The sequence below is a fragment of the Arcanobacterium phocae genome (assembly GCF_900105865.1).
GTDB classification, from domain to species: domain Bacteria; phylum Actinomycetota; class Actinomycetes; order Actinomycetales; family Actinomycetaceae; genus Arcanobacterium; species Arcanobacterium phocae.
Window position 1 is genome coordinate 1,764,358 of sequence record NZ_LT629804.1, and the last position, 25,314, is coordinate 1,789,671.

Sequence of the window (25,314 nt, forward strand, 5' to 3'; positions counted from 1 at the left end):
CGTTGCTACACCCACATTTTTTAATCGTGTTCGGACACGGGAACTATAAGCTACTTATATCATTGCGCTTCTTCGGCACGGAGCTGAGAAATAGCAGATTCAAAATCTTCCAAGGTATCGAAGCTCGAATAAACAGAGGCAAACCTCAAGTACGCGATCTGATCAAGGTGCCGGAGTGGATTAAGGATCTCACGGCCGATATCGTGAGCATGGATCTGCGCAAGACCCTGAGCACGAATACTCTCTTCAACTTGCTGTGCTAAAACAGCAAGTTGATCATCAGTTACTGGACGACCTTGGCATGCCTTGCCCACGCCAGCAATAATTTTTTCCCGCGAAAATGCCTCTGACGTGCCCGACCGCTTAATAACCATAAGCGTAGCGGTTTCAGATGTAGAAAAACGCCGTTTGCACTGCGGGCATTCACGACGGCGACGAATAACTGTACCGTCATCTGATGTACGAGTATCAATAACACGCGAATCCGCGTAGCGACAGAAAGGACAATGCATGTTCCAACAATAGCGCGTCATGACACATTTTACATATCAAACAATTCACATAAATTAATATTGTGGCAAAACTAGTTCCTGGCCAGGCTGAATTAAACCCCCGTCTAAGGCATTAAGAGCATAAATATCAGCAATGATCTGCGATGGATCCACCGGCGCGTCGAGGCTAGAAGCGATAGAAGCTACAGTCTCCCCCGGCTGAACAACACGAATTTGTCCGCTATCAGGAGCTAAATCAAAAATCCCAACAACGGCAAGACCCGCCACCACAGACATAGCCATAAGCCCAATGAATTGAAAAACTTTGCGTAGCTGAAGACTTACGATCATCTCTCGCAATTGCTCATAACCTGATTGCATCTGGAAAGACAGCGAATCCATCTCCAAAGAACTTATACGAGCAACATGCCTTCCAGTTTCATCTAGCGCGTGAGCGCGGTTAGCCACTACCCACTGCGTGTCTCCGTCCGAAATATATGCAGGCGTCTGAGCCGAAAGAACGGCATATAAAAGTCCACAGCCATTACTTTGCGGCCGATCTGGTCGAATGGTGCGACGTGGTGTGCGCACGCGATCGGGAATAGGCTGCACTGGTGTACGAACTGCCTTTAATAATGGCTTTGCGCGGTGACGAGCTTCTTTTTCGCGGACATTATATTCACGCATATCTACAACCGACATAACAGCTCCTCATAATCCTGGTTCGAACATCTGTTCTAATGGTAATACAAGTACCGCAGTTTGTCTAGAACATCTGTTCGATAGCGTCCGAACAAATGTTTGATTCTTTGCAGTATCTGCATTAGGCTTTGTTATAAGCAAAACATGAGCCTCCCACATACTTTGATGATCACTAGCAGAATCATCATTCACTGTTAGGACTTAGCTTTGTGTTTGTTCAACCACGTCCCCTGAAAGCCAAGAAAGAGAACTCCAATGACTCGGCTACCAATACTCACTCAACGTCAGCTAGCCATCGTTGATGCTCTCAAAAGCCTTCTAGCTCAACAGGGCTATTCACCGACTGTTCGAGAAATTGGCGAAGCTGTCGGCCTGAAATCTCCTTCATCAGTGAAACATCAACTTGATGCATTACTAAAGGCCGGAATCATTTCCCACGATCCCAACCGATCGCGGACTTTGGATCTCACCGATCTTGGTCGCCAGCTAGATACCAGCACTGGCGAGTTTCGTACAGAAACATTTCCTGACGCTGCGGCTTCATTTAACAAGGGTGAGGAGCCTTCATCCGAACCATCGATCAGCTTCGTCAACGTTCCGTTAGTTGGACGAATTGCAGCCGGAACACCTATTCTTGCGGAGCAACTGATCGAGGATACGTTCCCACTTCCCCGTCAGCTAACCGGGTACGGCGAGCTCTTCATGCTCCAAGTCAGTGGAGACTCCATGATCGATGCTGCGATTTGTGACGGCGACTGGGTGGTTGTACGTCGCCAGCCAAATGCCGAGCAAGGTGAAATCGTGGCAGCAATGATCGATGGCGAAGCTACTGTGAAAGTTCTATCTCGCACCGACGGCCACCAGTGGCTTCTTCCACGTAATCCTGACTACTCACCAATTCCTGCAGATAACGCCCAAATTATTGGGCGGATCGTCACCGTTCTACGTTCACTCTGATTCCACTGAGAGACGCTTTGTTCGTCAACTATCTTGCGCCAGACGTTGTAGAACCTCTCGAACAATCCACGGATCCGTCGTCGGCCACATTTTCGGCATAGACGCCAATAGGAAACTCGAATACCGTGCCGTTCGCAGCCGCGGATCAAGAACCGCCACAACACCGCGGTCAGTGGTTCGACGCAACAAGCGCCCTGCTCCCTGTGCCAATAACAAAGCTGCTTGAGTCGCCATAACGCTCATAAAACCATTGCCACCATTATGGTTGGCAGCCTCTGAACGCGCCTGCATTAACGGATCGTTAGGACGAGGAAACGGAATCCGGTCGATAATCACCAGCCGGCAAGTTCTGCCCGGAACGTCGACTCCCTGCCATAAGGAGATCGTTCCAAATAAACACGCATCTTCATCGTCCGCGAAATTTTTAACCAACGTTGATAACTGATCTTCGCCCTGAACAAATACTGAAACATCTACCCGATCTCGCACATACTCAGCAGCCCGCTCAGCGGCGGCTCGCGAGGTAAACAGAACAAGTGCACCGCCATGCGAAGCTTGGATAAGTTCTACCATTTCTGCAAGCGACTCGTCCCCATACCCGTTCTTGTCAGGAACAGGCAAATGCTTAGCAACATACAGAACGCCCTGCTTTTCTGGCGTAAACGGACTGCCGACGTCTATACCTTCCCAAGGCCCTTGGCTCGGAAAATCTAGCCCTGTTCGCACTGCCATGGCGTCGAACGTTCCATTGATTTTCAGCGTCGCCGACGTCAAAACGGTTGCTCGATTATCAAACAACTCATCGGCAATAGCGCCAGCAACTTCTAGCGGCGCGGCATACAACACCCCAACGCCATCGCTAAACTCAGTCTTCCAGACAACAAGCGTTTCGTTAACAATCGCGTCAGAAAGCAGATCATCACACAGGTCCACCATTTCACTCAACCGCGAGCGCAAAATCTGTTTTGCAATTGCTTGATCCTCATCCTTGCCAGACAGGCCAGTAGCGTACTCCCCAGCTTCTTGAATCCGCCCAGTTAAACGCGCAATCGCATCAAACATATCTTGGGAAAAAGCAGTGATTCGTCCCTCAGGAAGATCTGCTAAAAGACCTAATAATTCGTCGGCAGATTCGTCAAGATCACAATCGCCTAGCCCAGATTTACGTAAGAGTCGAGCGATACTTGTGATGTCGTATTTTGATAACACCCGAGTAAGCTGACCAGTAACTCGATCAACAAGTTCATGAGCCTCATCGATAATGAACGCTTGAGCTTCAGGCAAAACCGGTGTACCGGTTGCTGCAATTCCCAACATGGCGTGATTAGTTACGACGACGGGAGCGTCATCTGCAGCTTCGCGAGCCAAATAAGGGAAGCAACTCTGCCTGACGGGACATTTTTCTCCAATACATTCCCGTTTCGGTACGGAGACCTGGGCCCATGCCTTATCAGACACTCCCGGGACAAGATCGTCACGGTCGCCAGTATCTGTACTCATTGCCCATTCGCGCGCTCTGACTATCTCCTCGCCCGTCGCAGTTGCTCCTACTTCACCCTCTGCACGTGACAGTAGCGTTCCTTCTTCCGGGTAACCGCCGGTAGCCTTGCGTAAACACACGTAGTTGTTCCACCCTTTGAGCAACGCAATATCCACGTGCAGACCCAATTCGTCATGCAAAGCATCTTTGACACGTGGCGCATCATGCAACATAATCTGACGTTGCAAAGCCAAGGTTGCCGTCGAAATAATCGCCCGTTTGCCGCTGGTAGCAGCCCACGACATAACCGGGACAAGATATCCAAAAGATTTTCCAGTTCCAGTTCCTGCCTGAATGAGGAGATGATCGTCGTCTTCAAGAGCTTGTGCCACCCGTTGCGCCATCGTCACTTGCCCTTCGCGTGTAGTGCCGCCTACCGAAGCAACAACCTGCGACAGCAAAGGTTCGACATCACTCACGGTGCATCAATCCCGCATCAACTAACATGCCAGCGATTTCCTCCGTGACATGAGCATTAAGATGGGTTCCGTCTGCGGTAAATGACTCGGCGAAGATCTCGCCGTCGTCGTGAATCCGGGAAACGATATCCCCACGTGAGAACGGAATCGTCACGTCAATCAGAATATTTGGGCGAGGTAACAACTGGTCAATGCGGTCGTAAAGTTCGTCAATACCTTCGCCAGTAACCGCCGAGACCAGAACTGATTCTGGGTATCGGGAACGCAACGTAGCGACGTCGATCGGATCGGCAAGATCGGCTTTCGACAATACAATTAGCTCACGAACGTTTTCCGCTCCGGGGACATCGGCCAGTACCTTACGCACCGCCTGGATCTGCCCAACAGGATCATGATGCGAGGCATCAACGACGTGTAATAGCAGATCTGCCGAACCAACCTCTTCCAGTGTAGACCGAAACGCCTCAACCAATTGGGTTGGAAGATTACGCACGAATCCTACCGTGTCCGTCAGCGTATACGGGCGCCCATCCTTTGTTTCCGTACGCCGTACAGTAGGATCGAGTGTTGCAAAGAGTGCGTTCTCGACAAGCACGCCCGCACCGGTTAACGTGTTAAGTAGGGACGACTTCCCTGCGTTGGTGTACCCGACGACGACGACAGCTGGCACTGCATTTTTTGTTCGAGATGCCCGGCGAGTCACTCGTGCCGGCTTCATCGCCTTAATATCTGCTCGAAGCTTCGCCATTCGGGTACGAATACGACGGCGGTCAAGTTCGAGCTGGGTTTCGCCAGGACCACGTGAACCAATACCAGCGCCACCAGCAACTCGACCACCTGCCTGCCGAGACATCGAATCGCCCCAACCACGCAATCGAGGTAGCAAGTATTCTAGTTGGGCAAGCTCAACTTGCGCCTTGCCCTCTTTAGACTTGGCATGCTGAGCAAAAATATCAAGGATCAACGCGGTCCGGTCAATAACTTTCACGTTGACGACATCTTCTAGCGCACGGCGCTGGGATGGAGCCAGTTCAGAATCAACAATCACCGTGTCTGCTTCATGGACTTGCACAATCTCGGCAAGCTCCTTCGCTTTACCTGAGCCGAGATAGGTTGCTGGATCAGGCAACTGGCGGCGTTGAATAAGTCCATCGAGAACGGTAGAACCAGCTGTCTCGGCCAATGCAGCGAGCTCGCGCAACGAATCTTGTGCTCCCGCGTATGGTCCTTCTTGCCATAAGCCAACAAGCACAACACGTTCTAGCCTCAGCTGACGGTACTCAACATCAACCTTATCGTCCACATGAGTTGCGAGGCTTGATACTCGTTTCAGTGAAGAGCGCTCTTCTCGATCTAGAGACTCGCCAGCCCACTGCCCTTCGTAAGCTGGATTCTCTTGTAACGCAGTCCCCTCGTATGAGGATAGATCAACGTGCTTTTTCATTGGATCATCGTGCTGGTCAGAACCAACTGGACGTGACGGCTTGTTAGCAGAAATAGGGTTCTCCTTATGACTATAGTTAGGTCTCTATTATCTCACTTCTTTTCCCCCTTGCCCAACGTGGACATTCACACATGTGCCACGTATCGTTGTGTAGGTGAATGACCATTATTTTTCTGATTCTCCGCACGTGGCCTCAGCTCCCACTAAACGCACATATTCAGCGCTAGGGCAGCAATGGACAGTCACCACTGATGCCGGAGTTTTTTCGCCTTCAGGGCTAGATAAAGGCACTGCCGTACTACTGCATAAGGTCCCGATTTTTGACCTTCCCGACGACGCACTGGTTGCCGATGTAGGTTGTGGATGGGGCCCCATTACCTTGGCGCTGGCCCACACGTATCCACAGACCAGAATTTTAGCTAGTGATGTCAACGAACGGGCTCTTGATTTGGCTTCACGCAATGTTGTAGACGCAGGTTTTACGAACGTTGAGGTTGGTCTAGCACCCGATATGATTTCCCGGCTCACGAGCGAAATTGCGGCAGGACAGCACAAAGGTATCGACCTTATCTGGTCTAATCCACCAATCCGCATTGGCAAAGACGCCCTGCATGAGTTGCTAGCGACTTGGATGGGCTTGCTGTCTCCTACCGGGGAGGCATTCTGGGTTGTTCAGAAGAACTTGGGCGCAGATTCTCTAGCCAAGTGGCTCAATAATTCCGGTTTCCCGACTGAAAAGATTGGTTCAGCAAAGGGCTTTAGAGTTCTTCACTCGCGTCGGAGATAAGTCGCAGAGCTTGATCGGCTGCAACTTCAACGTTGTTCTCAGCAACGTCAACCCAGCTAATACGCGGATCTCGCCGGAACCAAGTGCGCTGTTTCTTCGCCAGCCGGCGAGTATGGAAAGCCACTGATTCCACTGCTTGCGGAATATCCATCTGTTGATCAATCACGCTGATCGCCTCGGCATACCCAGTTGCTTTATGAGCGGTCGGGCTTCCCCGCAGGCCGTTTTTTAATAGTTGTTCAGTTTCTGCTATTAATCCACAGTCAAACATCATTTGAGCACGTGAGCTAATGGCCTGTTCTAACTCTGTTTTATCTCGTCTGACGCCGATATGAATAGTTTCTTCATAGTGGCTGGTATGCCGAGGAAACACCGGCGTGTACGACTGCCCGGTAAGCCGAACTACCTCTAGCGCACGAATAACTCTGCGCGGATTTAAAAGATTGATTGTCTGTGCAGTGAGCGGATCTTTTTCTTGTAGCTCTGCAATAAGCGACGCACCGTTATCATGTTTCCACTTATCTTCTAGCTCTGCACGAATCTGGGGATCAGTACCTGGAAAATCAAGCTCATCAAGGAGGGCACTAACATATAGCCCAGAACCACCAACAACGATAGGAATACGACCGGCTTGATGGATTGTTGCTATATCTTCTCGGGCATATTGTTGGTAGGCAGCAACCGAAGCAGCTTGCGAGACATCAAGAACATCTAGTTGGTGATGGACAATTCCTTGGCGCTCTTCTAGGGTAGCTTTCGCAGTGCCGATATCCATGCCACGATATAATTGCATGGCATCTGCCGAGATAATTTCTACCCGATCAGGTCCGCCAAGAAACTGGGCTAGACGGATAGATAGAGCTGTTTTTCCGGACGCAGTTGGCCCGACGACAGCTATGACTGGCAACACCATACTGGCTATTTCTTCCGTACCGGAATGCTCGGAATACCAAGTGAGACTGGAGCACGCCCCGCAGCTTCTTCAGCAAGGTGTGCTTTGCGCCGTTCGCTTGCTTCATATGCGTCACCGGCACGAGTGGGGCGCACCTCAAAAAGACCACCACTAAGAGCAGAATCAGCCACCAAATGCGATGGAGCAGCGTGTGTCACGACTGCAGAGACCATGTCCCCCGGGCGAATATTGTGAGTACTGTGATCGGGTAGCCCGATATGCACGAGCCGGTTATCAGCTGCACGTCCGGTAATTCGAGCAGTCTGAGTGTCCTTACGTCCTCCATCGTGGGAGACTAAAACATCAACGCGCTGGCCGACTAATTTTTCGTTTTCTTCTAAAGTGATACGTTGTTGTAGTGCAAGGAGGCGTTGATATCGTTCCGAAGCAACCTCGGCTGGAACCTGATTGTCCATATCCGCTGCCGGAGTTCCTGGACGAGGCGAGTATAAGAATGTGAACGCCGAAGAGAAACGCGATTGTTCCACTATATCAAGGGTCTGCTGGAAGTCTTCCTCGGTTTCGCCAGGGAAACCGACAATAATATCGGTGGTGATTGCCGCGTGCGGGATTTGCTCCCGAACTCGATCTAGGATCCCTAGGAATTTCGCTGAACGATATGAGCGTCGCATCGCACGCAAAACGCGATCAGATCCGGACTGCAACGGCATATGTAGCGATGGCATAACATTAGGAGTTTCTGCCATTGCATCGATAACATCATCAGTGAAGGCAGCCGGATGAGGTGAGGTAAAGCGAACACGCTCCAGACCTTCGATATCGCCACATGAGCGAAGCAGTTTAGCAAATGCGCCACGATCCCCAAAACCAACGCCGTATGAATTGACATTCTGTCCCAACAGCGTAACTTCAATTGCTCCCTGAGCAACGACTGCTTCTATTTCGGCTAAAATTTCTCCTGGCCTGCGATCGCGTTCTTTTCCACGTAAATGCGGAACGATGCAAAAAGTACAGGTATTGTTACAGCCCACGGCGATAGAAACCCACGCAGCATAGGCCGATTCTCGGTGCGCCGGAAGAGTCGAAGGGAAAACCTTGAGGGACTCTTCAATTTCAACTGCAGCTTTTTTATTATGCCGTGCACGTTCTAATAAAGTTGGAAGGACATCAAGATTGTGTGTTCCTAGGACAACATCTACCCACGGAGCTCGCTTGATGATACCGTCTCGCAACTGCTGTGCAAGGCAACCTCCAACAGCAATTTGCATATCAGGACGAGCATCTTTCACAGATTTGAGCTGCCCAAGCTGCCCAAATAATTTATTGGCAGCATTTTCGCGAACTGAGCAGGTGTTAATCACGAGAATATCGGCGCCCTGATCACCGGCTTCAGTCGCACGAGCGGCTTTTTCGGGAACAAGTTCAACAGGAACAATTCCAGCCTGGTCTAACAAGCCAGCCATCCGCTCTGAGTCATGAACGTTCATCTGGCACCCCAGGGTACGCACAGCATAGGTTTTCACATCAGTTGGATCCAGGATTTCGTTCATTTCTGCCCTATCTGTCTGTCTGCCCTACAACCGGTCAGTTTAGTAGAAGGTACACACGCAAGCACCTCAAGCGAATGCGATATTAGACGCATCAATAGTTAGCCGAATCCGAATCGATAGAATCGAGCGCGGACTCCACGGCATACCTAACATGATCCGGCGAAAAGCCTCGCCGGGCAAGCGCACCATACAATCGTCGCCGAATGACTAGCGGTTCTAACGATGCCATTGACCTGATTCGCCGGCACGCAAAATCGAGCGCCGCATCGCGTTCTGCCTCACTGTCAATTTGTTTAACAGCTCTGCTGATTATCTCTTGCGCGATGCCCTTGCGGACCAGTTCTTGCTGTAGACCACGACGCGAAATAGTTTTTTCGGCAAATTTTGATCTAACGTACATTGATGCGAACCGCTCATCATCGACTAAGCCTGCTTCACAAAACGATTGTATGGTCTGGTCAATAATGTTCTGCGGAACAAGATTACGCTCCATTGATTGTCGCAGTTGAAAAACGGATCGTTCCATCATTCCCAATTGGCGATAGCACAGGTCTCTCGCATATTGGATCCACTCTTCCTCGCTACGTCTTGCCGCCCGCTCTTGTTTACGCTGAGCAATTTCCGCGGCAGATCTATATTTTCTCCTACGAATGCTTTCGTCTGCGTCTTCTGCGTAATTAACCATAAAAATACATACCGTGCAGGGTGATCAAGCTATGCCTAACCACCCCGCTCACGCGCTAGAGTTCCTGAGCTTCCTCAAGTTCTTCAATGGGGGTCCCATCTTTGTTAATACCAATAGAGGCGAGAACTTTACGTTCGATCTCCTCTGAGATCTCTGGATTATCCTGCAGGAACTGACGAGCTTTTTCTTTTCCTTGTCCTAGCTGGTCTCCTTCATAGGTGTACCATGAACCGGACCGCCGGACGATTCCCATATCGACAGCTAGATCAATGATGCCACTTTCAGTAGATATGCCCTTACCATAGAGAATATCGAACTCAGCTTGTTTAAATGGCGGAGCCATCTTATTCTTGACAACTTTAACGCGTGTTCTATTTCCAATTGGGTTAGAGCCCTCTTTAAGGGTTTCAATGCGCCGTACATCAAGACGAACTGACGCATAAAACTTGAGCGCCTTGCCTCCAGTAGTAGTTTCTGGATTACCGTAAAAGACGCCGATTTTTTCACGCAGCTGATTGATAAAAATCGCAGTGGTTCCAGCAGCTGAGAGTGCTCCAGTAAGCTTACGAAGGGCTTGAGACATCAATCGTGCTTGAAGGCCAACGTGAGAGTCGCCCATTTCACCTTCAATTTCTGCTTTCGGCACGAGAGCCGCAACGGAATCAATAACGATAATATCAAGTGCGCCAGAGCGAATCAGCATATCGGCAATTTCGAGCGCCTGTTCGCCAGTGTCTGGCTGAGAGACAATCAATGCATCCGTATCAACGCCAAGCTTGCGCGCATACTCTGGATCTAATGCATGCTCCGCATCAACAAACGCGGCAATTCCGCCGAGCTTTTGAGCATTCGCTACAGCATGTAACGCGACCGTGGTTTTTCCCGATGATTCTGGACCATAAATTTCAACCACGCGCCCCCGAGGCAGACCACCAATACCGAGGGCAACATCTAATGCGAGTGAGCCGGTAGGAATGACCGCAACACGCTGCGGTGGAGCATCTCCCAACCGCATGGCAGATCCTTTGCCGAACTGGCGATCAATTTGTCCCAGTGCCGTTTCTAGCGCTTTTGTACGCGCATTTTTATCTTTAGCAGCCATGGCAGCTCCTCATATTCGTGATCGTAATTCTTGAACAGAACAGGTCTCTAGCATGAAGATCTCTCTCCGAGCACCTCATGGGAACAGCTTATGACCGACCTCCGACATAAAACGAAGTCACTTTCAACATTGTGGATAGAAAAATAAGCTTCGTGTCCCGTGGAAAACTCTAACCGAACAGATGTTCGAATTCTAGTCGACACACCGCATCCTAAATCATGCGCGCTTTACACATAAGACGGCGGGAGGCCAGTGCCTCCCGCCGTCCCCCTTTAGGTTATATCCCGAGGGTTAATTTTGTGTAGGTAGTCATAACGCTCCGGAAGATCCATTGCACGACGAAGTGCAGTCCATACAACTTGTGGATCAACCCGATCCTTCAATGCTTGCTCTGCAGTTACTGACCCAAGTTCCGGCAGGACTAAGTCCATTACCAACCCGCGCCCTAATCCCTCCGGAAAAGCACGCTCAACGCATTGCCAAAACTCGGTATGTTTCATTGCTAGCCACGCATAGCAGCAAGCTCTGCACGAACGAGTGATTCTGGGACAGAATCTGGAATTCGCGGTTTACGCATCATTGGCGGAATACGTCCTTCAGCTATATCAATACGATCAGCGACGAGACGTAAGATATGACTCATTGGAACATTAAGTGCGACAGAAATAGAGTGTAGCAACTCAGATGAGGCTTCTTTCTGTCCGCGCTCAACTTCAGAAAGATATCCAAGTGAAACTCGAGCATCAGATGAGACTTCGCGGAGAGTACGCCCCTGCCGTTGACGATACTCACGAAGCACTTCACCTAGTTCACGACGGAATAGGACTGTTTCGCGGGCCATGTCATTCATAGTCATCTTCATTCAACCTCTTCTTGCCAAGTTATTTAGCTCCCGGCTTTAGCTTTCATCAATTAGCTCAACGCGTCTTGATGCAAATATCTTCCCAAGTTAATCTGTGAATTCACTGAAATTACTCTGCGGAACACCTCAGTTACTTTGAAAATTCAACAAAATACAGCGCAAAGCAGCTTCCACTGTTCGATACCTCACATAATCTCGGTCACCATCGAACTGATAAGAAAACGCCAAGGAACCCGCAGATTTACTCCACACTCCAATCCAAACCGTGCCTGCCTCATGCCCGTCAGCTGGACCTGGCCCCGCCACGCCAGTCGTTGCGACCGCAATATCAGAGTCGAATAACTGACCAACACCCGAAGCCATTTGACGCGCGACCAATTCATCAACCGGTCCTGTTAATGCCAAGCGTTCCTTACTTACCCCTAAAACACTAGACTTGCTGTCAGTAGCGTAAGTTACCGCACCTCCCCGAAAAACAGCAGACGCACCCGGGATACTTACGATCGAATTAGCAACTGCTCCACCAGTAAGCGACTCGGCAACAGCGAGAGTTAACCGACGCGAGCTGCAAAGCTCGAGCACCTGGGTACCAAGCTCATTAAGCTCCTTTTTCATAGATGGGTCCGATGGTCGGTAGATATTTCCGGTTCATGGTTAATTTTGCGAGCCTCAATAATGTACTCAACCGCACTACTGACAGCAAAGACCAATGCAATTCCCATTAGCCCATAAGAAGCACCGATAAGAACTTCTGTCAGCCACTCTGGTAAGAATGTATGCCACGGCAGGATAAGACCAGCTATACCGAACGACTGGGCGACCATCTTAATTTTTCCCCCCAGCCCCGCTGCCATCACCTTTTTCTTTACCATGAACATACGCATTAGCGTAATTCCCAATTCACGGACAATGAATACGATGGTCATCCACCACCATAGATAGCCATGCCATGACAGGAGTATCAACCCTGAAATAATTAATGCTTTGTCAGCAATTGAATCTGCAAGTTTACCGAAGTCAGTAACCAACCCATACTTGCGCGCATAATGCCCATCCAACTTATCGGTACTAGCAGCGACGGCAAATACTCCCCATGCTAGCCAGAGACGCCCATCAGACACTTCTAAAAACGACACAATGAACACTGGTACGAGGATTAACCGCATAACGGTCAACACATTAGCTACATTGAAATTTGATACGCGCTGTTCCTTCACCCTTATATCATAAAGGTTTTATGAGCAAAGTGGAGGTAACTCTCCGGTCAATCCTTACCGACCCGTCAGTTGCCATGCATCTTCGCCCGATTCGCCCTCATTGTCATTTTCATCGTCATACCATTGGCGAGCTTCGTCACCCTCGTTCGATTCAAGCGGATCTGTTGCATAACGATTGGCGGGCATGACAACAGTCGCACTCTCATCGTTCGCATACTCAGCTGAATCGACGATCTGGGTTGGAGCAACGTCACTCTCATCATCCTTGGGCGCCGTTAAATCCACGTCCTCCCCTTTAAGCAAAGCGATAACATCGCCAAGTTGCTCCGGAGTAACAAGCACATCACGAGCTTTACCACCGGTACCAGGGCCAACGATCTCTCGAGATTCCAATAGGTCCATCATACGTCCAGCCTTAGCAAAACCAATCCGCAGCTTACGCTGGAGCATCGACGTCGAACCGAACTGTGTGTTAACGACTAACTCCGCAGCCTGCAAAAGCACGTCGAGATCGTCACCGATATCATCGTCGATCTTCTTCATCTCACCAGGCTTAGGAATAACATCCTCGCGATACGTTGGCTGCATCTGAGCCTTAACATGTTTAACAGTCGCAGCGATTTCCTCTTCATCAACCCACGCACCCTGCACACGCATCGGCTTCATCGAACCTGCTGGTGCAAACAGTGCATCACCCATACCAATGAGTTTTTCAGCACCTACAGAATCTAGAATTGTGCGCGAATCCGTTGCCGACGACGTCGAAAACGCCAGTCGCGATGGAACATTCGCTTTAATCAGACCCGTCACCACATCTACCGAAGGTCGCTGGGTCGCCAACACTAGATGGATACCTGCCGCACGAGCTAACTGCGTAATACGCTGGATCGAAGCTTCAACATCGCGCGGAGCCACCATCATTAGGTCAGCTAACTCGTCAACTACGACAAGCAAGTATGGGTACGGTTGCAACGTGCGTTGTGAGCCCTCATGCGCAGTGACCTTGCCCTCACGCACAGCCTCATTGAAATCATCAATGTGCTTGAATCCGTATGCAGCCAGATCGTCATAGCGCTGATCCATCTCGCGCACAACCCATTCCAGAGCCTCAGCAGCCTTTTTGGGGTTGGTAATAATTGGCGTGATCAAATGCGGGATTCCGGCATAGATAGTTAGTTCAACACGCTTCGGGTCAACCAAAATCATGCGTACTTGTTCTGGTGTTGACCGCACCATAATCGAGGTAATCATCGAATTAATAAACGACGATTTACCAGCACCGGTAGCTCCTGCAACTAAAAGATGAGGCATCTTTGACAAATTCGCGACGACGTACTGGCCCCCGACATTTTTGCCCACGCCAACAACCAGTGGATGGGTCTGTTTCCGGGCTACCGCTGACCGTAGAACATCTCCCAAGAGAACTGTTTCTCGATCTGCGTTCGGAATTTCAATACCGACAGCTGATTTCCCAGGGATCGGCGATAAGATTCGAACGTCAGATGAAGCTACCGCGTACGCAATATTCTTCGAAAGTGACTCGATTTTATCGACCTTAACGCCCGGACCGAGCTCCACCTCATACTGGGTAACTGTTGGTCCTCGAGAAAAGCCAGTCACTTCAGCATTAATCGAAAACTCAGAGAATACTCGGGTCAACGCTTCAACGACGCGATCGTTAGCCTCCGAACGCTCCAAATGTGGTGGTCCCTGCTTCAATAGATCCATTGACGGCAATGTATAAGTAATATTTGACGCCAACTCAAGTTGCTCGATGCGCTCCGGGATCGGCTCTGGCTTAGGAGCCTTACGTTCCGGCTCAGTCTGAGTTTTTGCCGGAACTTTGACAGGTTTCGCTGGCATCACGCGCGTTGCATCCGCAGCCGGCTGGCGGGGCTTCGACGTCGTCTTTTTAGCCTCTTCAGCAATGGAATCATCAGCATGTTCTTGTTTCTTGCGAGGTCGACGCAATCGAGAAACAGGTGCGTCGTCGTCAATTTCTTCCGGATGATCAAATGGCACAGAAGCTGAATGGTGAGGCTCAAATTCTGTTCTTTCAGCTCGCTTGGCCGACACCCAATCAGCGATATCTTTTATAGCTGTTCCAGTTGAATAGAGAATCGCGTACAGAATAATAAAAACAAGGACTGGAACGGCACCCCAAACGGACAAAAGCTTTGCCAGCCCAGTGCCAACGAGAAATCCGACAAGACCACCTGCAGCTTCAACATGAGCAAAACCCGATTGAGGCGTGGGCTGTCCCATAAAGATATGTACAAGTCCGCTCACTGACACAACAATTAAAGCCAAGCCAATAACGACTCGTTGGGTAGTTTCTGTATGAGAACGGCGAAACAATTGCACCACAATTCCGAGTAACACAATCGGTACCAGAACCGAAAGCACACCAACGATTCCGGCAGTCGCATGATGGATAACTGGTCCAACAGCGCCAGAAAGCCCGAACCATTCTTGCAGAGCCACAATAATTGCCAAGCTAATTAATATGAATAGCCGACCACCATTTCCGCCGAGGATACGGTCACTCACGCTTGATGTACGATTATCCGTTTCTGCTACAGCAGGCGCAGACTTTTTCTTTGGCTTATGTTGTGAATTCTCGGCTGATCCAGAGCGTGCCACTATGTTTCCTCCTCATAGCTATGCAACGGGCATAGCTGACAGTTAGCCTAGAACGAAAGAACATCTACCTACGGATGGCACGCCGACTAGTATCAGAATGCGACTGAAATCGCTTCGTAGGCTAGTCTAAAAATATGACTCTTACTATTTCTTCCCCAGATGAGAATATCCGGCACATTCTCGAAACGTTTGGTTCTGATATAGAAATTATTGATTGGGACATTTGCGGCCCAGCACCGGTGTCCCACATAGACATGGTTATCACCCCACTGCTGACCAAAAATCCAGACTATCAACATTTAGATGGGCTCGACTTCACGTACGTTCAGTGTTCCACATTGGGCTATGAACCACTCATTCCGCACCTTCGCAGCCACCATATTCTTGCAAATGCAAAAACGGTTCATGAGACCTCGACGGCAGAGCTCACTCTATCTCTCATCTTGGCTATGCAACGCAATATTAAGCGCTCAATCATTTCCCAAGCTGAAGGAAAGTGGGATACATTCTTTTCGCCCGGTTTAGCAGATCAACGAGTGGTCATGGTGGGCGTCGGCGGAGTAGGCTCAGCGATCGCTCAGCGGCTAGCACCATTCGAGGTAGACCTAATACGGGTAGCACGCAGCGAACGCGACGACGCCGAAGGGCACATCTATTCGACGACGCAACTTCCGCAGCTTTTGCCGGAGGCCGACGTCGTTATTTTGATAGTTCCCGCAACTGATGAAACTCGAGGACTCGTTGATGACGATTTCCTCAGCCTAATGAAAGACGGAGCACTGCTAGTCAATATGGCGCGTGGCGTCATCGTTGATACCGCCGCGATGGTCAAGCATGCTGACCGGTTACGCTTCGCGTTCGACGTCGTTGATCCGGAACCGCTACCGACTGGCCACCTGCTCTATTCTCACCCTAACGTGCTTATCTCAGCACACAACGGTGGATATTCCGAGGCTTTAGAACCACGCCTTAAGCGGTTGATTGAGCGCCAAGTTCGCCACCTGCTCGCAGGTGAGAAGCTCGAAAATATCATTCACCGCTGATGTTGACAAACATAGTATTGGTTGCACTGGCCGCCCTGAGCTGTATCAGTGTGATCATGTGGGTTTGGAATCGCCGTCTACTGTGTAAAGCAAAGCGAAGAAATGACGTCCTGCAGCAACGAGTCCTATCAAATCTAGTATCTCCCGCATACCTTTCGCACGAGATTAGGACGCCGTTAACAGTCATTAAAGGCGCATCAGAAATCCTTACTACCGGAGATTTAGGTCCGATCAGTTCTGTCCAACGCCGATTCCTGAATACGATCGCTGAAAATTCAGCAACTGCCTGCGCACTAGCAGAAGATTTCTTGGTATTATTTCGGATGGAAAAATCTCTTGCAACTCTGAATTTAATTAATGTCAACCTTCGGCAACTCATCCGCGAGGCTGTCCACGAATTTCGAATTATGCACCCGTGCGATATTCGCCTCGACAATCACGGAGCCCCAACTTTTGTTGACGCAGATCCACGTATGCTAAAACAAGTTGTATGGAATTTGTTAACGAATTCCATACGCCATGGCGGCGAAGGCACACAAGTCCATATTCGAGTCTCCGCCGACGACGGAATAGCTCTCGTTGTTGTTGAAGACAACGGAAAAGGCATCATGGCTCGTACAGTTTTGCCTCAAATTTCTTCAACGGACACACAAACACATAGCGATTTACCGCAAGCTGGTTCCGGAATAGGAATGAAAGTCGTCGAGCATATTATCGCTGCACATCGCGGTAGGCTTATTGTTGATACTGTGCTTGGTTGCGGAACCCAGGTACTTATCCAGCTCCCGATCCACGGGACACACACAGCTTTTTCTGCTAGAACGGAAGAAACAGTATGAACGTTGTCCTTGTAGTTGACGATGAACCCCAAATTCGAGCCATTATCGGGTATGTTGTGGAATCTACCGGGCGGGAATGGATTGGCGCGCAGAGTGCAGAAGAAGCACAAGAAATACTGAAGACACATAATGTTGAGCTCGTTTTACTTGATGTCATGTTACCAGGAGCGAGCGGAATTGAATTATGCCGTTCCATCCGAACAAGCTCAACACCTGTTATCCTCCTGTCAGCTCTGGGTGAAGAAGAAGATCGTATCCGAGGTTTGGAGGCTGGCGCAGACGACTACATCGTTAAGCCTTTTTCTCCGCGTGAAGTTGGCTTGCGCATTGAGGCGATTCTACGGAGACGTGGTGAAACTTCGTGGAGCGAGGCCGAAGGCATCCGAATTGATTCAGACACCGGTGAATTGAGTTTTGCCGGATCGACGACGGTGTTGCCGGCGATGGAGTCTCGCGTCTTGGAGCAACTCTTGCATAATAACAATCGCACGGTGAGTTTCCATGATCTGTTGCTTCACGTATGGAATACGGATGAGAGTGTGGGTGGGCGTGAAATGGTGCGGATTACGGTGCATCGGTTGCGTGCGCATTTGAAGGCTCTTGGGGTGCGGGAGAATCTGATTGAGACGGTGCGCGGAACGGGCTATCGGGTGCGTCAGCAGTCAACTACATGATTTAATGTTCACTTCACATAACATAAAGATATATATTGTTATGTATTAAGAACATTATAGAAGATGAAAGAAATGGGGAGCTCATGAAAAGTAATGACTTTGTTACTCGTCAGAATCTCCTAGAATTCGGTAAACACCTCCGCAACTGGCAAATTTGTTTCAAGCGAGTTTACCTATGATTCAGAATGGCTTCATCGCAGAGATTCTTACGCAATTAGTCCAGATCTACCGCTCACTAATAAAACTCTGCCATTTTTCGGAAACCCGTCCTTACCTGGTGCAATTGATGATGCAGGACCAGATTCTTGGGGCAAAAACTTATTCGCATCCAGCAAGGTCCTCAAGAGCTATCTATTTTTGATTATATAAGCCTTGTAGACGATAGAAGCCGGATGGGAAACCTACGGTTTTTCAGCAATGGTGAGTTACTTGCAGAGCACACTTCTCTTCTCCCAACAGAAAATGACGTTCTTTCTATTGCAGGTAAGGCTCAAAATCTCACTCATCTTAGCGAAGAAGATATTTCACATATTGCTTTCGCAGGATCGTCTCTCGGTGGCGCGCGTCCCAAAATTAACGTAATTGATTCACTTTCGGGCTGAGCTTGGTCAAATTTTCATATAAATCAGATGATGATGACGTTGAAGCGTGGGAAGCTGTTGCACTCTCATGTGCACGTGATGCAGGACTGCCTGTTCCAGAATTCCGCCTTGTTCGGATTGACACCTATGGTTCAGCATTGATCGCTAAAAGGTTTGATCGAATTGGAGACGAACGGATCGGATATATTTCCGCTGCCTAGCTTCTTCATCTTCACAATCTTTCTCAACCGTATTCCTTCGAAATGCTGGCGAGCTATATGGATTCTTTCTGTGTCTCTCCCTGTGAAGATAAGACGTCCCTTTTTGATCGGATCGCTCTATCAATCATTTTGAATAATGTTGATGACCACATGCGAAACTATGGTTTCATTCGCAATGATAAAAGATGGAGTTTGGCTCCACTTTTCGATGTCTCGCCAGATTTTCGTTCTCAAAGGATTGCAGGAACACCCATTCTTCATAACAGCACAGGTTTTCAACGTAATAAGAAAGAACTAATCCAAGCCGCCCATTGTTTTGGCCTTACAGCTTAACAAGCAGCCGGACATTATTCCCAAATTCAAGAAGCTTGTTCTGCGTTTAAAGATTATGCAAACACCTATAACATCGCAGAAATTGATGGCAATATCCTCGTCAAAAATATCGAACAACAATTAAACGAATAACACGCGGAGCCTTGAACACGTGCTAGCACGACCCTAGGATAGCTGGTCTCCTAATAATTCCTGATATGAGGGTTCGTGCATGAGTTGTTCGTGAGTACCTTGTGCACATATCTGGCCATTTTCGAGTAGGATTATATGGTCTGCCATCAACATGGACGTCAATCGATGTGCGATGACGATCGTTGTTCGGTTGTTTCGTAGAGTCCTGACATTGTGAGCGATACTCGATTCTAGGATCGGATCGATATTTGCTAGGGGTTCGTCGAGTATGAGCATCTCCGGATTGCGCAAGAAGGCGCGGGCAATACCGATACGTTGGCGTTCTCCTCCAGATAGTGTTGTCCCACGGTCGCCAATGTGAGCGTCTAAACCACCAAGTTGGGTGACTAAATGATCGATGTGGGCAGCACGAAGGGATTCCCATATCTCCTCATCGGAGGCGTTCGGAGCGGCTAATGCGAGATTATGCCGTACAGTTCCGGCGAATATATGGCAATCTTGCGGAACGAGCGCGAGTTGTTTCCGGTAGTCATCAGGACCATACGATCGTAGGTTGGTTCCATTAAACCTGAGTTCGCCGTGTTGCGGGTCTAAGAATCGCATGACTAGGTTGGCGAACGTCGTTTTTCCGGCACCGGATCGCCCCACCAGAGCTATTGTCTGGTTTGGCTTTGCAACAAGACTGACGCCGTTGACAACAGGTTCGTTTGCGTAGGAGAAAACGACGTTCTCGCTGACTAACGTTCCTTCTTCATGTTCTCGCGTGAGTGATTGCATCTCTATAGCAGCAGGTATTGGATCTGGAGCAGCGATGATAGTGTTAATACGTTCTGCGCAGGCGCCAATTTCTCCAATTCGTCCCATCATGGCAACGAACGTCATTGTTGGCATCACACACATATTTGCCGTAACGATGGCGATTGGCAATATTTGTCCATCACTATGCCCATCAAGAACGCGGCCAGTGAGGATGATCAGAATGATGGTTGTCCCTACTGCAGTGATGACCGAGGCAAATGTACTTTCCCAGGTTCTGCGCAGCATTTGGCGAGCGTATATATGTTGGACTCTATCGGCGATTTCTCCGATGTGTGCATGCTGATGCTCGGTCATTCCCAAAGAACGTAATTCGCGTTGTCCTTGGATGGAATCAAGCACAGTTGCTCGTAAATCCACGAGCCCGGATCGTAAAATCTTCCCTTGCTGGCGTTGAATCGGCATAAGAAGTAATGGAAAAACTACCATCAAGGCAATCGGAATGATCATGACAAGAGCGAGAGGTCCGATAAGCACGTATAAAATGGATATAAGAATGCTTGGAGTTACCACCGCGCAGACAGCTGTGGAGGCGGTGTGGGCGTAAAACCATTCAAGTTTTTCTGCATCGTCCATGGCTGCCGATGCGATATCTGCCGTGCGGCGTCCGTGAAGGCCTAAAGGCGCAATGCGGCTAATAGCAGCATATATATGGCGCCTGAGTGTGTGAAGAATCCGGTAGGCAACTTCATGGGACCACCACACTTCGCATAGGGTTGCTACGGCCTGCGTAAGAACCAAAGTCCCCAAGAGAGCCACAAAACCAGTGAGTTCTGCGTGCGTATCGAGGAGAAAAGACGTGGAAATCCACACTGATGTTATCCCCGCGCCAACGACTGCTAATTGCGCTAGCATCGTGACGATCGTGGATGCTATAAAAAGTGGGAGACATTCGTGTAACCGCACCATCAGTTGCACGATATTGTTCATGGTGTTCTTCATATCTGCTACTGTCCTTTCTGCATTTCAAGGAGGCGCGACCATGCTGATTCTGGATCTTGAGCTAAGAGATGTGCATTACCAGAACACGCCAGCTCTCCATGAGCCATCACGATAATGTGATCCGCTTTCGCGGCAGTATCAATTCTGTGCGTTACGAGTATCAAGGTCAGATCAGGACGAGCCGTTCTTATTCCGGTAAGGAGTAGTTCTTCCGTATGCGTATCAAGTGCAGATGTGGATTCATCCAAGATCAACACGTCAGTGTTCCGGATGAGTGCTCGCGCAATCGCAAGACGTTGCTTTTGTCCACCTGATAGATTCGTTGCATGTTCGTTTATAAACAGATCCAACACATGATTGTGCGAACAGGTGTCCTCCATTTCCATCTGCAACATATCTGCCTGGGCTAGCCGAAGCGCACTCATCATGTCGTCGTCGTTCGCGTCCGGTTTAGCCATGTGGAGAATTTCTCGCACAGTTCCTGGGAAAATAAGTGGATCTTGAGGAACTAACGTCACTAACTGAGATATATCAATATCTGCAGGGTTGTTCTCTCCCACCAGTACAGAGCCTGATTCTGGCTGATCGAACCCCATAAGTAATCCGAGTGCCGTGGATTTTCCTGAACCTGATGATCCTACTAAGGCAGTCGTTTGCTTTTCTGCAATGGTGAGGTTGAGGCAAGGAAGCGTTGGAGTATCGGACCCCACATACGTGTAAGTTACGTTCTGAAACGTGATAGTCAAAGGCACGTCCTTGTGAGTTTCTGGCTCTTTTTTACAGTTTTCTGTGGCGGACATAGATAAGATGCTGTTCATCGACGGCAATGCAGAAATGCCAAAGAATGCCTCATGCCAGGATGCTGACAGTTGGTTGAACGGCCGGAACATCTCAACCGATACCAAGGTCACTGTAAATACGTCGCCAATTTTAAGGCTCCCCGACCGAACCTGAATAAAAGCAATGATCAATGCTACAGCAGGCCCTAGGCCTTTCATTAACGTACTGAGCCCCGTCTCCCCTAAAGAAAGACGTAACTGCCCGAGCGTCGTCGCCAATAAATCACGTGACTGACGCTCAAGTCGTTCTCCGTACGCACCCGCTGCGCCAAAAGATTTCAAGGTAGTCATACCGAACATCGCGTCAATAAAATCTGCGTTCAATTCTTCGTAAGCTGCCCAGTGAGATTGACCTCGCTCCGCTAAAGCTTTGTCCCATAGTCGAGGAATAGCCACCACAGCAATCCCACACGTCAATAACACAACGGAAATTAACGGCGATATCATCGCAAGCCCAAATACGAGCCCTATTGCTGTTACTACTGTAACAACCAGCTGGGTAAAATACTTAATAAAGTAGGTTTCAACCGCTTCAACGCCATCTGTTATCACAGATTGAACAACGCCCGCCCTATCAAGCCCAATTCGCATCGGCCCTTGTTGCTCAACTTTATTCAACAATGTTTGACGAAGATTGCGCTTCACGATTAACCCGGCACGGTTCTGTGCAAGCTGCCCAACAACATCTATCAGTGGGCGAATCAGAAGTAACACTGACACGATACACACGAACCAGATGATTCGCGTTGTATCTCTTTCGCCTAGTAACTCTACGAATAGGCGCGCATTAACTAGCGCTGTTATGACGTATATACAGGAAACGACGAGGCCGATCACGATACACGGGAGCAAGAGAATCACACGTAAACCTGCTGATCGAATAACCATCATGTGTTGAGTGAACATGCGTTATTACTTTCTTTGTGAGATGAGCCTGCTCATGCATGAGGCATCGGAAATAGATTTATCTCAGCATCCGTCAAGGCACGTTCTCGCCATCCAAGTTCTACCGCTTCACGCGCCACGACACCTTGCCCTAGATACGGGAACGCAGCCGGAGAGTTCCCAACTGAACCCGGGACAAGAGCACGTACCACCCTCAAACCACACGAAGCTACATCAGGGGACGTGATATCAACGATTATGACGCGCTTCCCTCGAGCTTCAATTTTTTCTACATAGGAAGCAAGAGAATTGTCTTTTAGGTGAGGAACACTATTGGCCTGACGCGTTGCTGGGCGATCAATCAAATGTGCAACACGCCGTACAGCACGTGGATCCAGAAATACTTCTTGTTGTACGAGTAAATCGTCAACATCTTTCATATCTTGGCGGAAGTCATCCAGATAGCACCGATCGCCGCGCCATTTTTTATAGGATCTGCCAGGCAAGAAGCCTTCTGCAATAGCTTTCCAATGGACTCCCTCTGGATTTAAGAGATCAAGGGCACCTTCTTGCAACGTTAACGCCTCGCTCCATGCTTTTAACGCAGCATCATCTATCGTTGAACGACACGAGAAACCAACATGTACCAATTGGTGTGAATCATTATGAACGATTCCAGCTGCTACAGGCACATCAAACGTGTTATCAAGATGGACCAAGGAAGGGCGCAGAATATCTTGTGAACTCTCAAATAGCTGGCATTGTCCTGGCGCTAATTCAATACTCGGAAGAGCCTGTGCATTAAGCCACCACACCATCGTGGCATGGCGTTCCAAGATCTCGCTGACTCCTGAACGCGTAGCTTGTTCTATTGTTTCGCCTGCCGCAACTCCTGCAAAAGCTGGAAAGTTCACGCGAGGTTCATGGTGGTACTGATTCGTATACCAGTTGACATACACAAGAGAGGCAGGAACAAAAACGGGAGAATCCGAACCATAATAACGGCCTTCTACCCATGAAACTGGCAAATCATGAGAGAATTTTTCAAAAGGAAAGCCTGGTTCCGCATATTGTTGTTCAGAAAACAATACTAATTCTGAAGGATCAAGAACAGGGTAGCCACGTCGAAGAAGGCTATCGTAACTTCCATGAATAACTGGGAGAAGATCAATAAGATTCGAACAGTATCGCTCTACAGACTCCCCGATTGCGGACTTCATGTTATATTCAATTTTTTTCTTTCGTTCCGAACCAGCACAAGTATCAGAAATAAGCGTGGAACCTTGACAGAATACCGTATTGGCATACCCCGCTACCCGAGCCAAGTCGGTGACTCTAGCTTGTGTTGTGTGAAGAGTTTTAGGCATCGAAGGAGAATAACGGACCTCATTCAACTCTCTAACTATGCCGAATTTTGAGTCTACCAGGTATGTTGGTGGGTGTATCTGAATTTGTTTTGAGGGTCCGTTAATAAAGGAACACTGCAGTACTGCACGCACATCTAGCTGACCATCTAACCCAATTTCCCAGACAGTATCGAGTGGAGATACTCCTTCTTTGTTTTCTACGTCTTTCTTAATTAGTCCCCTTACCAGATGTGCAAGCATTTCCATTGCAGGATGAGCAGAGATTAAACGACTGAGGAAGTTTCCCCATAACGCTGGTTGTAACTCTGCCAAATAAACTTCTTTATTGATAGCGTTTCCCCATGATCGTTTCATACAATCAGAAAAACGTGCACCTTTCCCATCTTGAACAACTGGGCCAAACAAGAATGATCTCGCAGCATAGTCAACCACTGCCCAGGTTATATCTAAAACTTCTAAAGCCCTCACTTCATCAGCAAACAGCTGACGCGACCCAGGGCCTCTACATATAAGTAGAAATCCTCCTCGAATAACTTCATACGAGCACTCTCGGATGGTTTTAGAAGAATACTGGGCCTTGACCCCCTCATTATGTAATATTGCCACCAAGCGTGTCCCAACAGGTTCATAACCACATACAAGAACCTCAACGCCGCTTTCGCCTTGGTGTACATGACAGTCATTTTCAGCAATAACTGCTTCATTGCAAGGACGTTCAATTGGAAGCACAGATCCATGCTTAAGAAGCATCTTTTTGAGAGGGACACCCAAACAATCAAGATCTTGACATTCTTCAGCACGTTTGATTTCCTCAATAACGGAATACGTGTTAGCAGTCACAATTATCTTGGCATCATCTGCACAGTGGATCAAAGTACGTCCTTCAGAAAGGTGACGAGCCTCAAGACATAACGAAAACATCTTCTCTTACCATCCGATTTTCAATACACACTATTGAAAATGTGGAAGGCGATAGATTTCCTACCACTTTCCACATCACCCATTTTTGCTATGCCCACGCAAAGGTTGGCGTGACTTGAGCGTGATGGCAATGCGGAACAGTAATCTGATCCGTAATAGTTTCGTCTACCTCAATGATTTCAATATCGGACATAGTGTTCTCCTCTTTGACGAACATCCTTTTCACTACAGGATAGTCAGGTTAGGCTAACCTAAGTCGATTCTAACCATCCAACACTTTTTTCACAAGAACCAAATTTCCCCAACTAAGGTTATCGACACAGTAAAAATGAATTGTTCCAAAGTCTTGAACTTAGGTAAACCTAATTATATATTTTTGTCCATGCACACTCGATTCCCTTCCTTGATG

General features: G+C 48.8%; 22 protein-coding genes and 2 pseudogenes. 8 read left to right on the plus strand and 16 right to left on the minus strand.

Annotation, left to right across the window (positions count from 1 at the left end):
* Positions 1–59: 59 nt before the first annotated feature.
* Both nrdR and BLT51_RS07935 read right to left on the minus strand, forming a co-directional pair.
* Positions 60–512 carry a transcriptional regulator NrdR gene (nrdR, locus tag BLT51_RS07930; protein WP_091281955.1) on the minus strand — a complete coding sequence of 151 codons (453 nt, stop codon included), beginning with the start codon at positions 510–512 and terminating at the stop codon, positions 60–62.
* A gap of 54 nt (positions 513–566) precedes the next feature.
* Positions 567–1,193: a LysM peptidoglycan-binding domain-containing protein gene (locus BLT51_RS07935; protein ID WP_091281958.1), complete on the minus strand. Its 627-nt coding sequence runs from the start codon at positions 1,191–1,193 to the stop codon at positions 567–569.
* A gap of 255 nt (positions 1,194–1,448) precedes the next feature.
* Here BLT51_RS07935 and lexA point away from each other — a divergent pair, with 255 nt between their 5' ends.
* Entirely contained in the window at positions 1,449–2,150 is a 702-nt protein-coding gene (lexA, locus tag BLT51_RS07940; RefSeq protein WP_091281961.1) for a transcriptional repressor LexA, read from the plus strand.
* Between the two features lie 24 nt (positions 2,151–2,174).
* Here lexA and BLT51_RS07945 read toward each other — a convergent pair whose 3' ends face one another.
* The gene (locus tag BLT51_RS07945; protein WP_091281964.1) at positions 2,175–4,109 is read right to left on the minus strand and encodes an ATP-dependent DNA helicase; all 1,935 of its coding nucleotides are present in this window, start codon (positions 4,107–4,109) and stop codon (positions 2,175–2,177) included.
* Positions 4,102–5,553 (minus strand): GTPase HflX, encoded by a 1,452-nt coding sequence (gene hflX, locus BLT51_RS07950; protein WP_091281967.1) that lies wholly within the window; start codon positions 5,551–5,553, stop codon positions 4,102–4,104. The genes BLT51_RS07945 and hflX overlap by 8 nt, the downstream gene beginning before the upstream one ends.
* A gap of 154 nt (positions 5,554–5,707) precedes the next feature.
* On the opposite strand from hflX, the gene BLT51_RS07955 reads away from it, so the two are divergent.
* Positions 5,708–6,340 (plus strand): class I SAM-dependent methyltransferase, encoded by a 633-nt coding sequence (locus tag BLT51_RS07955; protein WP_091281970.1) that lies wholly within the window; start codon positions 5,708–5,710, stop codon positions 6,338–6,340.
* Here the strand turns inward: BLT51_RS07955 and miaA are convergent.
* From miaA to BLT51_RS08000, 9 genes are all read right to left on the minus strand, one after another.
* Positions 6,312–7,253, minus strand: coding sequence for a tRNA (adenosine(37)-N6)-dimethylallyltransferase MiaA (miaA, locus tag BLT51_RS07960; RefSeq protein ID WP_091281973.1), 942 nt, complete (start codon positions 7,251–7,253; stop codon positions 6,312–6,314). The two genes, BLT51_RS07955 and miaA, sit on opposite strands and share 29 nt — an antisense overlap.
* 5 nt (positions 7,254–7,258) lie before the next feature.
* Complete coding sequence (miaB, locus tag BLT51_RS07965; RefSeq protein ID WP_091281976.1) at positions 7,259–8,803, minus strand: tRNA (N6-isopentenyl adenosine(37)-C2)-methylthiotransferase MiaB; 1,545 nt, start codon at positions 8,801–8,803, stop codon at positions 7,259–7,261.
* Positions 8,804–8,894: 91 nt separating this feature from the next.
* Positions 8,895–9,488: a regulatory protein RecX gene (locus tag BLT51_RS07970; protein ID WP_091281979.1), complete on the minus strand. Its 594-nt coding sequence runs from the start codon at positions 9,486–9,488 to the stop codon at positions 8,895–8,897.
* 55 nt (positions 9,489–9,543) lie between these two features.
* A complete protein-coding gene (gene recA / locus BLT51_RS07975; RefSeq protein ID WP_091281982.1) occupies positions 9,544–10,590 on the minus strand; it encodes a recombinase RecA in 1,047 nt (348 codons plus the stop codon).
* 272 nt (positions 10,591–10,862) lie between these two features.
* Entirely contained in the window at positions 10,863–11,090 is a 228-nt protein-coding gene (locus BLT51_RS07980) for a DUF3046 domain-containing protein (protein ID WP_091281984.1), read from the minus strand.
* Between the two features lie 2 nt (positions 11,091–11,092).
* Positions 11,093–11,452: a helix-turn-helix domain-containing protein gene (locus BLT51_RS07985; protein WP_091281988.1), complete on the minus strand. Its 360-nt coding sequence runs from the start codon at positions 11,450–11,452 to the stop codon at positions 11,093–11,095.
* Between the two features lie 126 nt (positions 11,453–11,578).
* Positions 11,579–12,067, minus strand: a complete 489-nt coding sequence (locus BLT51_RS07990) for a CinA family protein (RefSeq protein WP_091281990.1) — start codon at positions 12,065–12,067, stop codon at positions 11,579–11,581.
* Positions 12,064–12,669 carry a CDP-diacylglycerol--glycerol-3-phosphate 3-phosphatidyltransferase gene (pgsA, locus tag BLT51_RS07995; protein ID WP_231943936.1) on the minus strand — a complete coding sequence of 202 codons (606 nt, stop codon included), beginning with the start codon at positions 12,667–12,669 and terminating at the stop codon, positions 12,064–12,066. The genes BLT51_RS07990 and pgsA overlap by 4 nt, the downstream gene beginning before the upstream one ends.
* A 54-nt stretch (positions 12,670–12,723) precedes the next feature.
* A complete protein-coding gene (locus BLT51_RS08000) occupies positions 12,724–15,312 on the minus strand; it encodes an FtsK/SpoIIIE family DNA translocase (protein ID WP_091281996.1) in 2,589 nt (862 codons plus the stop codon).
* 134 nt (positions 15,313–15,446) lie between these two features.
* On the opposite strand from BLT51_RS08000, the gene BLT51_RS08005 reads away from it, so the two are divergent.
* The 6 genes and pseudogenes from BLT51_RS08005 to BLT51_RS09330 all read left to right on the plus strand — a co-directional run bounded on the left by BLT51_RS08005 (position 15,447) and on the right by BLT51_RS09330 (position 19,003).
* The gene (locus BLT51_RS08005; protein WP_091281999.1) at positions 15,447–16,355 is read left to right on the plus strand and encodes a 2-hydroxyacid dehydrogenase; all 909 of its coding nucleotides are present in this window, start codon (positions 15,447–15,449) and stop codon (positions 16,353–16,355) included.
* A gap of 56 nt (positions 16,356–16,411) precedes the next feature.
* On the plus strand, positions 16,412–17,194 hold the full coding sequence (locus BLT51_RS08010; RefSeq protein ID WP_172801342.1) for a sensor histidine kinase: 783 nt from the start codon (positions 16,412–16,414) through the stop codon (positions 17,192–17,194).
* A complete protein-coding gene (locus tag BLT51_RS08015) occupies positions 17,191–17,868 on the plus strand; it encodes a response regulator (protein WP_091282005.1) in 678 nt (225 codons plus the stop codon). Before BLT51_RS08010 ends, BLT51_RS08015 begins: the two co-directional genes overlap by 4 nt.
* A gap of 174 nt (positions 17,869–18,042) precedes the next feature.
* Positions 18,043–18,237, plus strand: a pseudogene (locus tag BLT51_RS09520) (hypothetical protein); the annotation flags it as partial.
* Positions 18,238–18,260: 23 nt separating this feature from the next.
* Positions 18,261–18,470 (plus strand): hypothetical protein, encoded by a 210-nt coding sequence (locus BLT51_RS08025; RefSeq protein ID WP_091282008.1) that lies wholly within the window; start codon positions 18,261–18,263, stop codon positions 18,468–18,470.
* A 2-nt stretch (positions 18,471–18,472) separates the two neighbouring features.
* A pseudogene (locus BLT51_RS09330) lies at positions 18,473–19,003 on the plus strand (HipA domain-containing protein).
* A 165-nt stretch (positions 19,004–19,168) separates the two neighbouring features.
* Here BLT51_RS09330 and BLT51_RS08040 read toward each other — a convergent pair.
* Genes BLT51_RS08040 through BLT51_RS08050 form a run of 3 tightly spaced genes read right to left on the minus strand, consistent with a single transcriptional unit; the run spans position 19,169 to position 24,905 of the window.
* The gene (locus BLT51_RS08040) at positions 19,169–20,893 is read right to left on the minus strand and encodes an ABC transporter ATP-binding protein (protein WP_091282016.1); all 1,725 of its coding nucleotides are present in this window, start codon (positions 20,891–20,893) and stop codon (positions 19,169–19,171) included.
* A 5-nt stretch (positions 20,894–20,898) separates the two neighbouring features.
* Complete coding sequence (locus BLT51_RS08045) at positions 20,899–22,623, minus strand: ABC transporter ATP-binding protein/permease (protein WP_231943937.1); 1,725 nt, start codon at positions 22,621–22,623, stop codon at positions 20,899–20,901.
* Positions 22,624–22,670: 47 nt separating this feature from the next.
* Positions 22,671–24,905: a YcaO-like family protein gene (locus BLT51_RS08050; protein ID WP_091282021.1), complete on the minus strand. Its 2,235-nt coding sequence runs from the start codon at positions 24,903–24,905 to the stop codon at positions 22,671–22,673.
* Positions 24,906–25,314 lie beyond the last annotated feature (409 nt).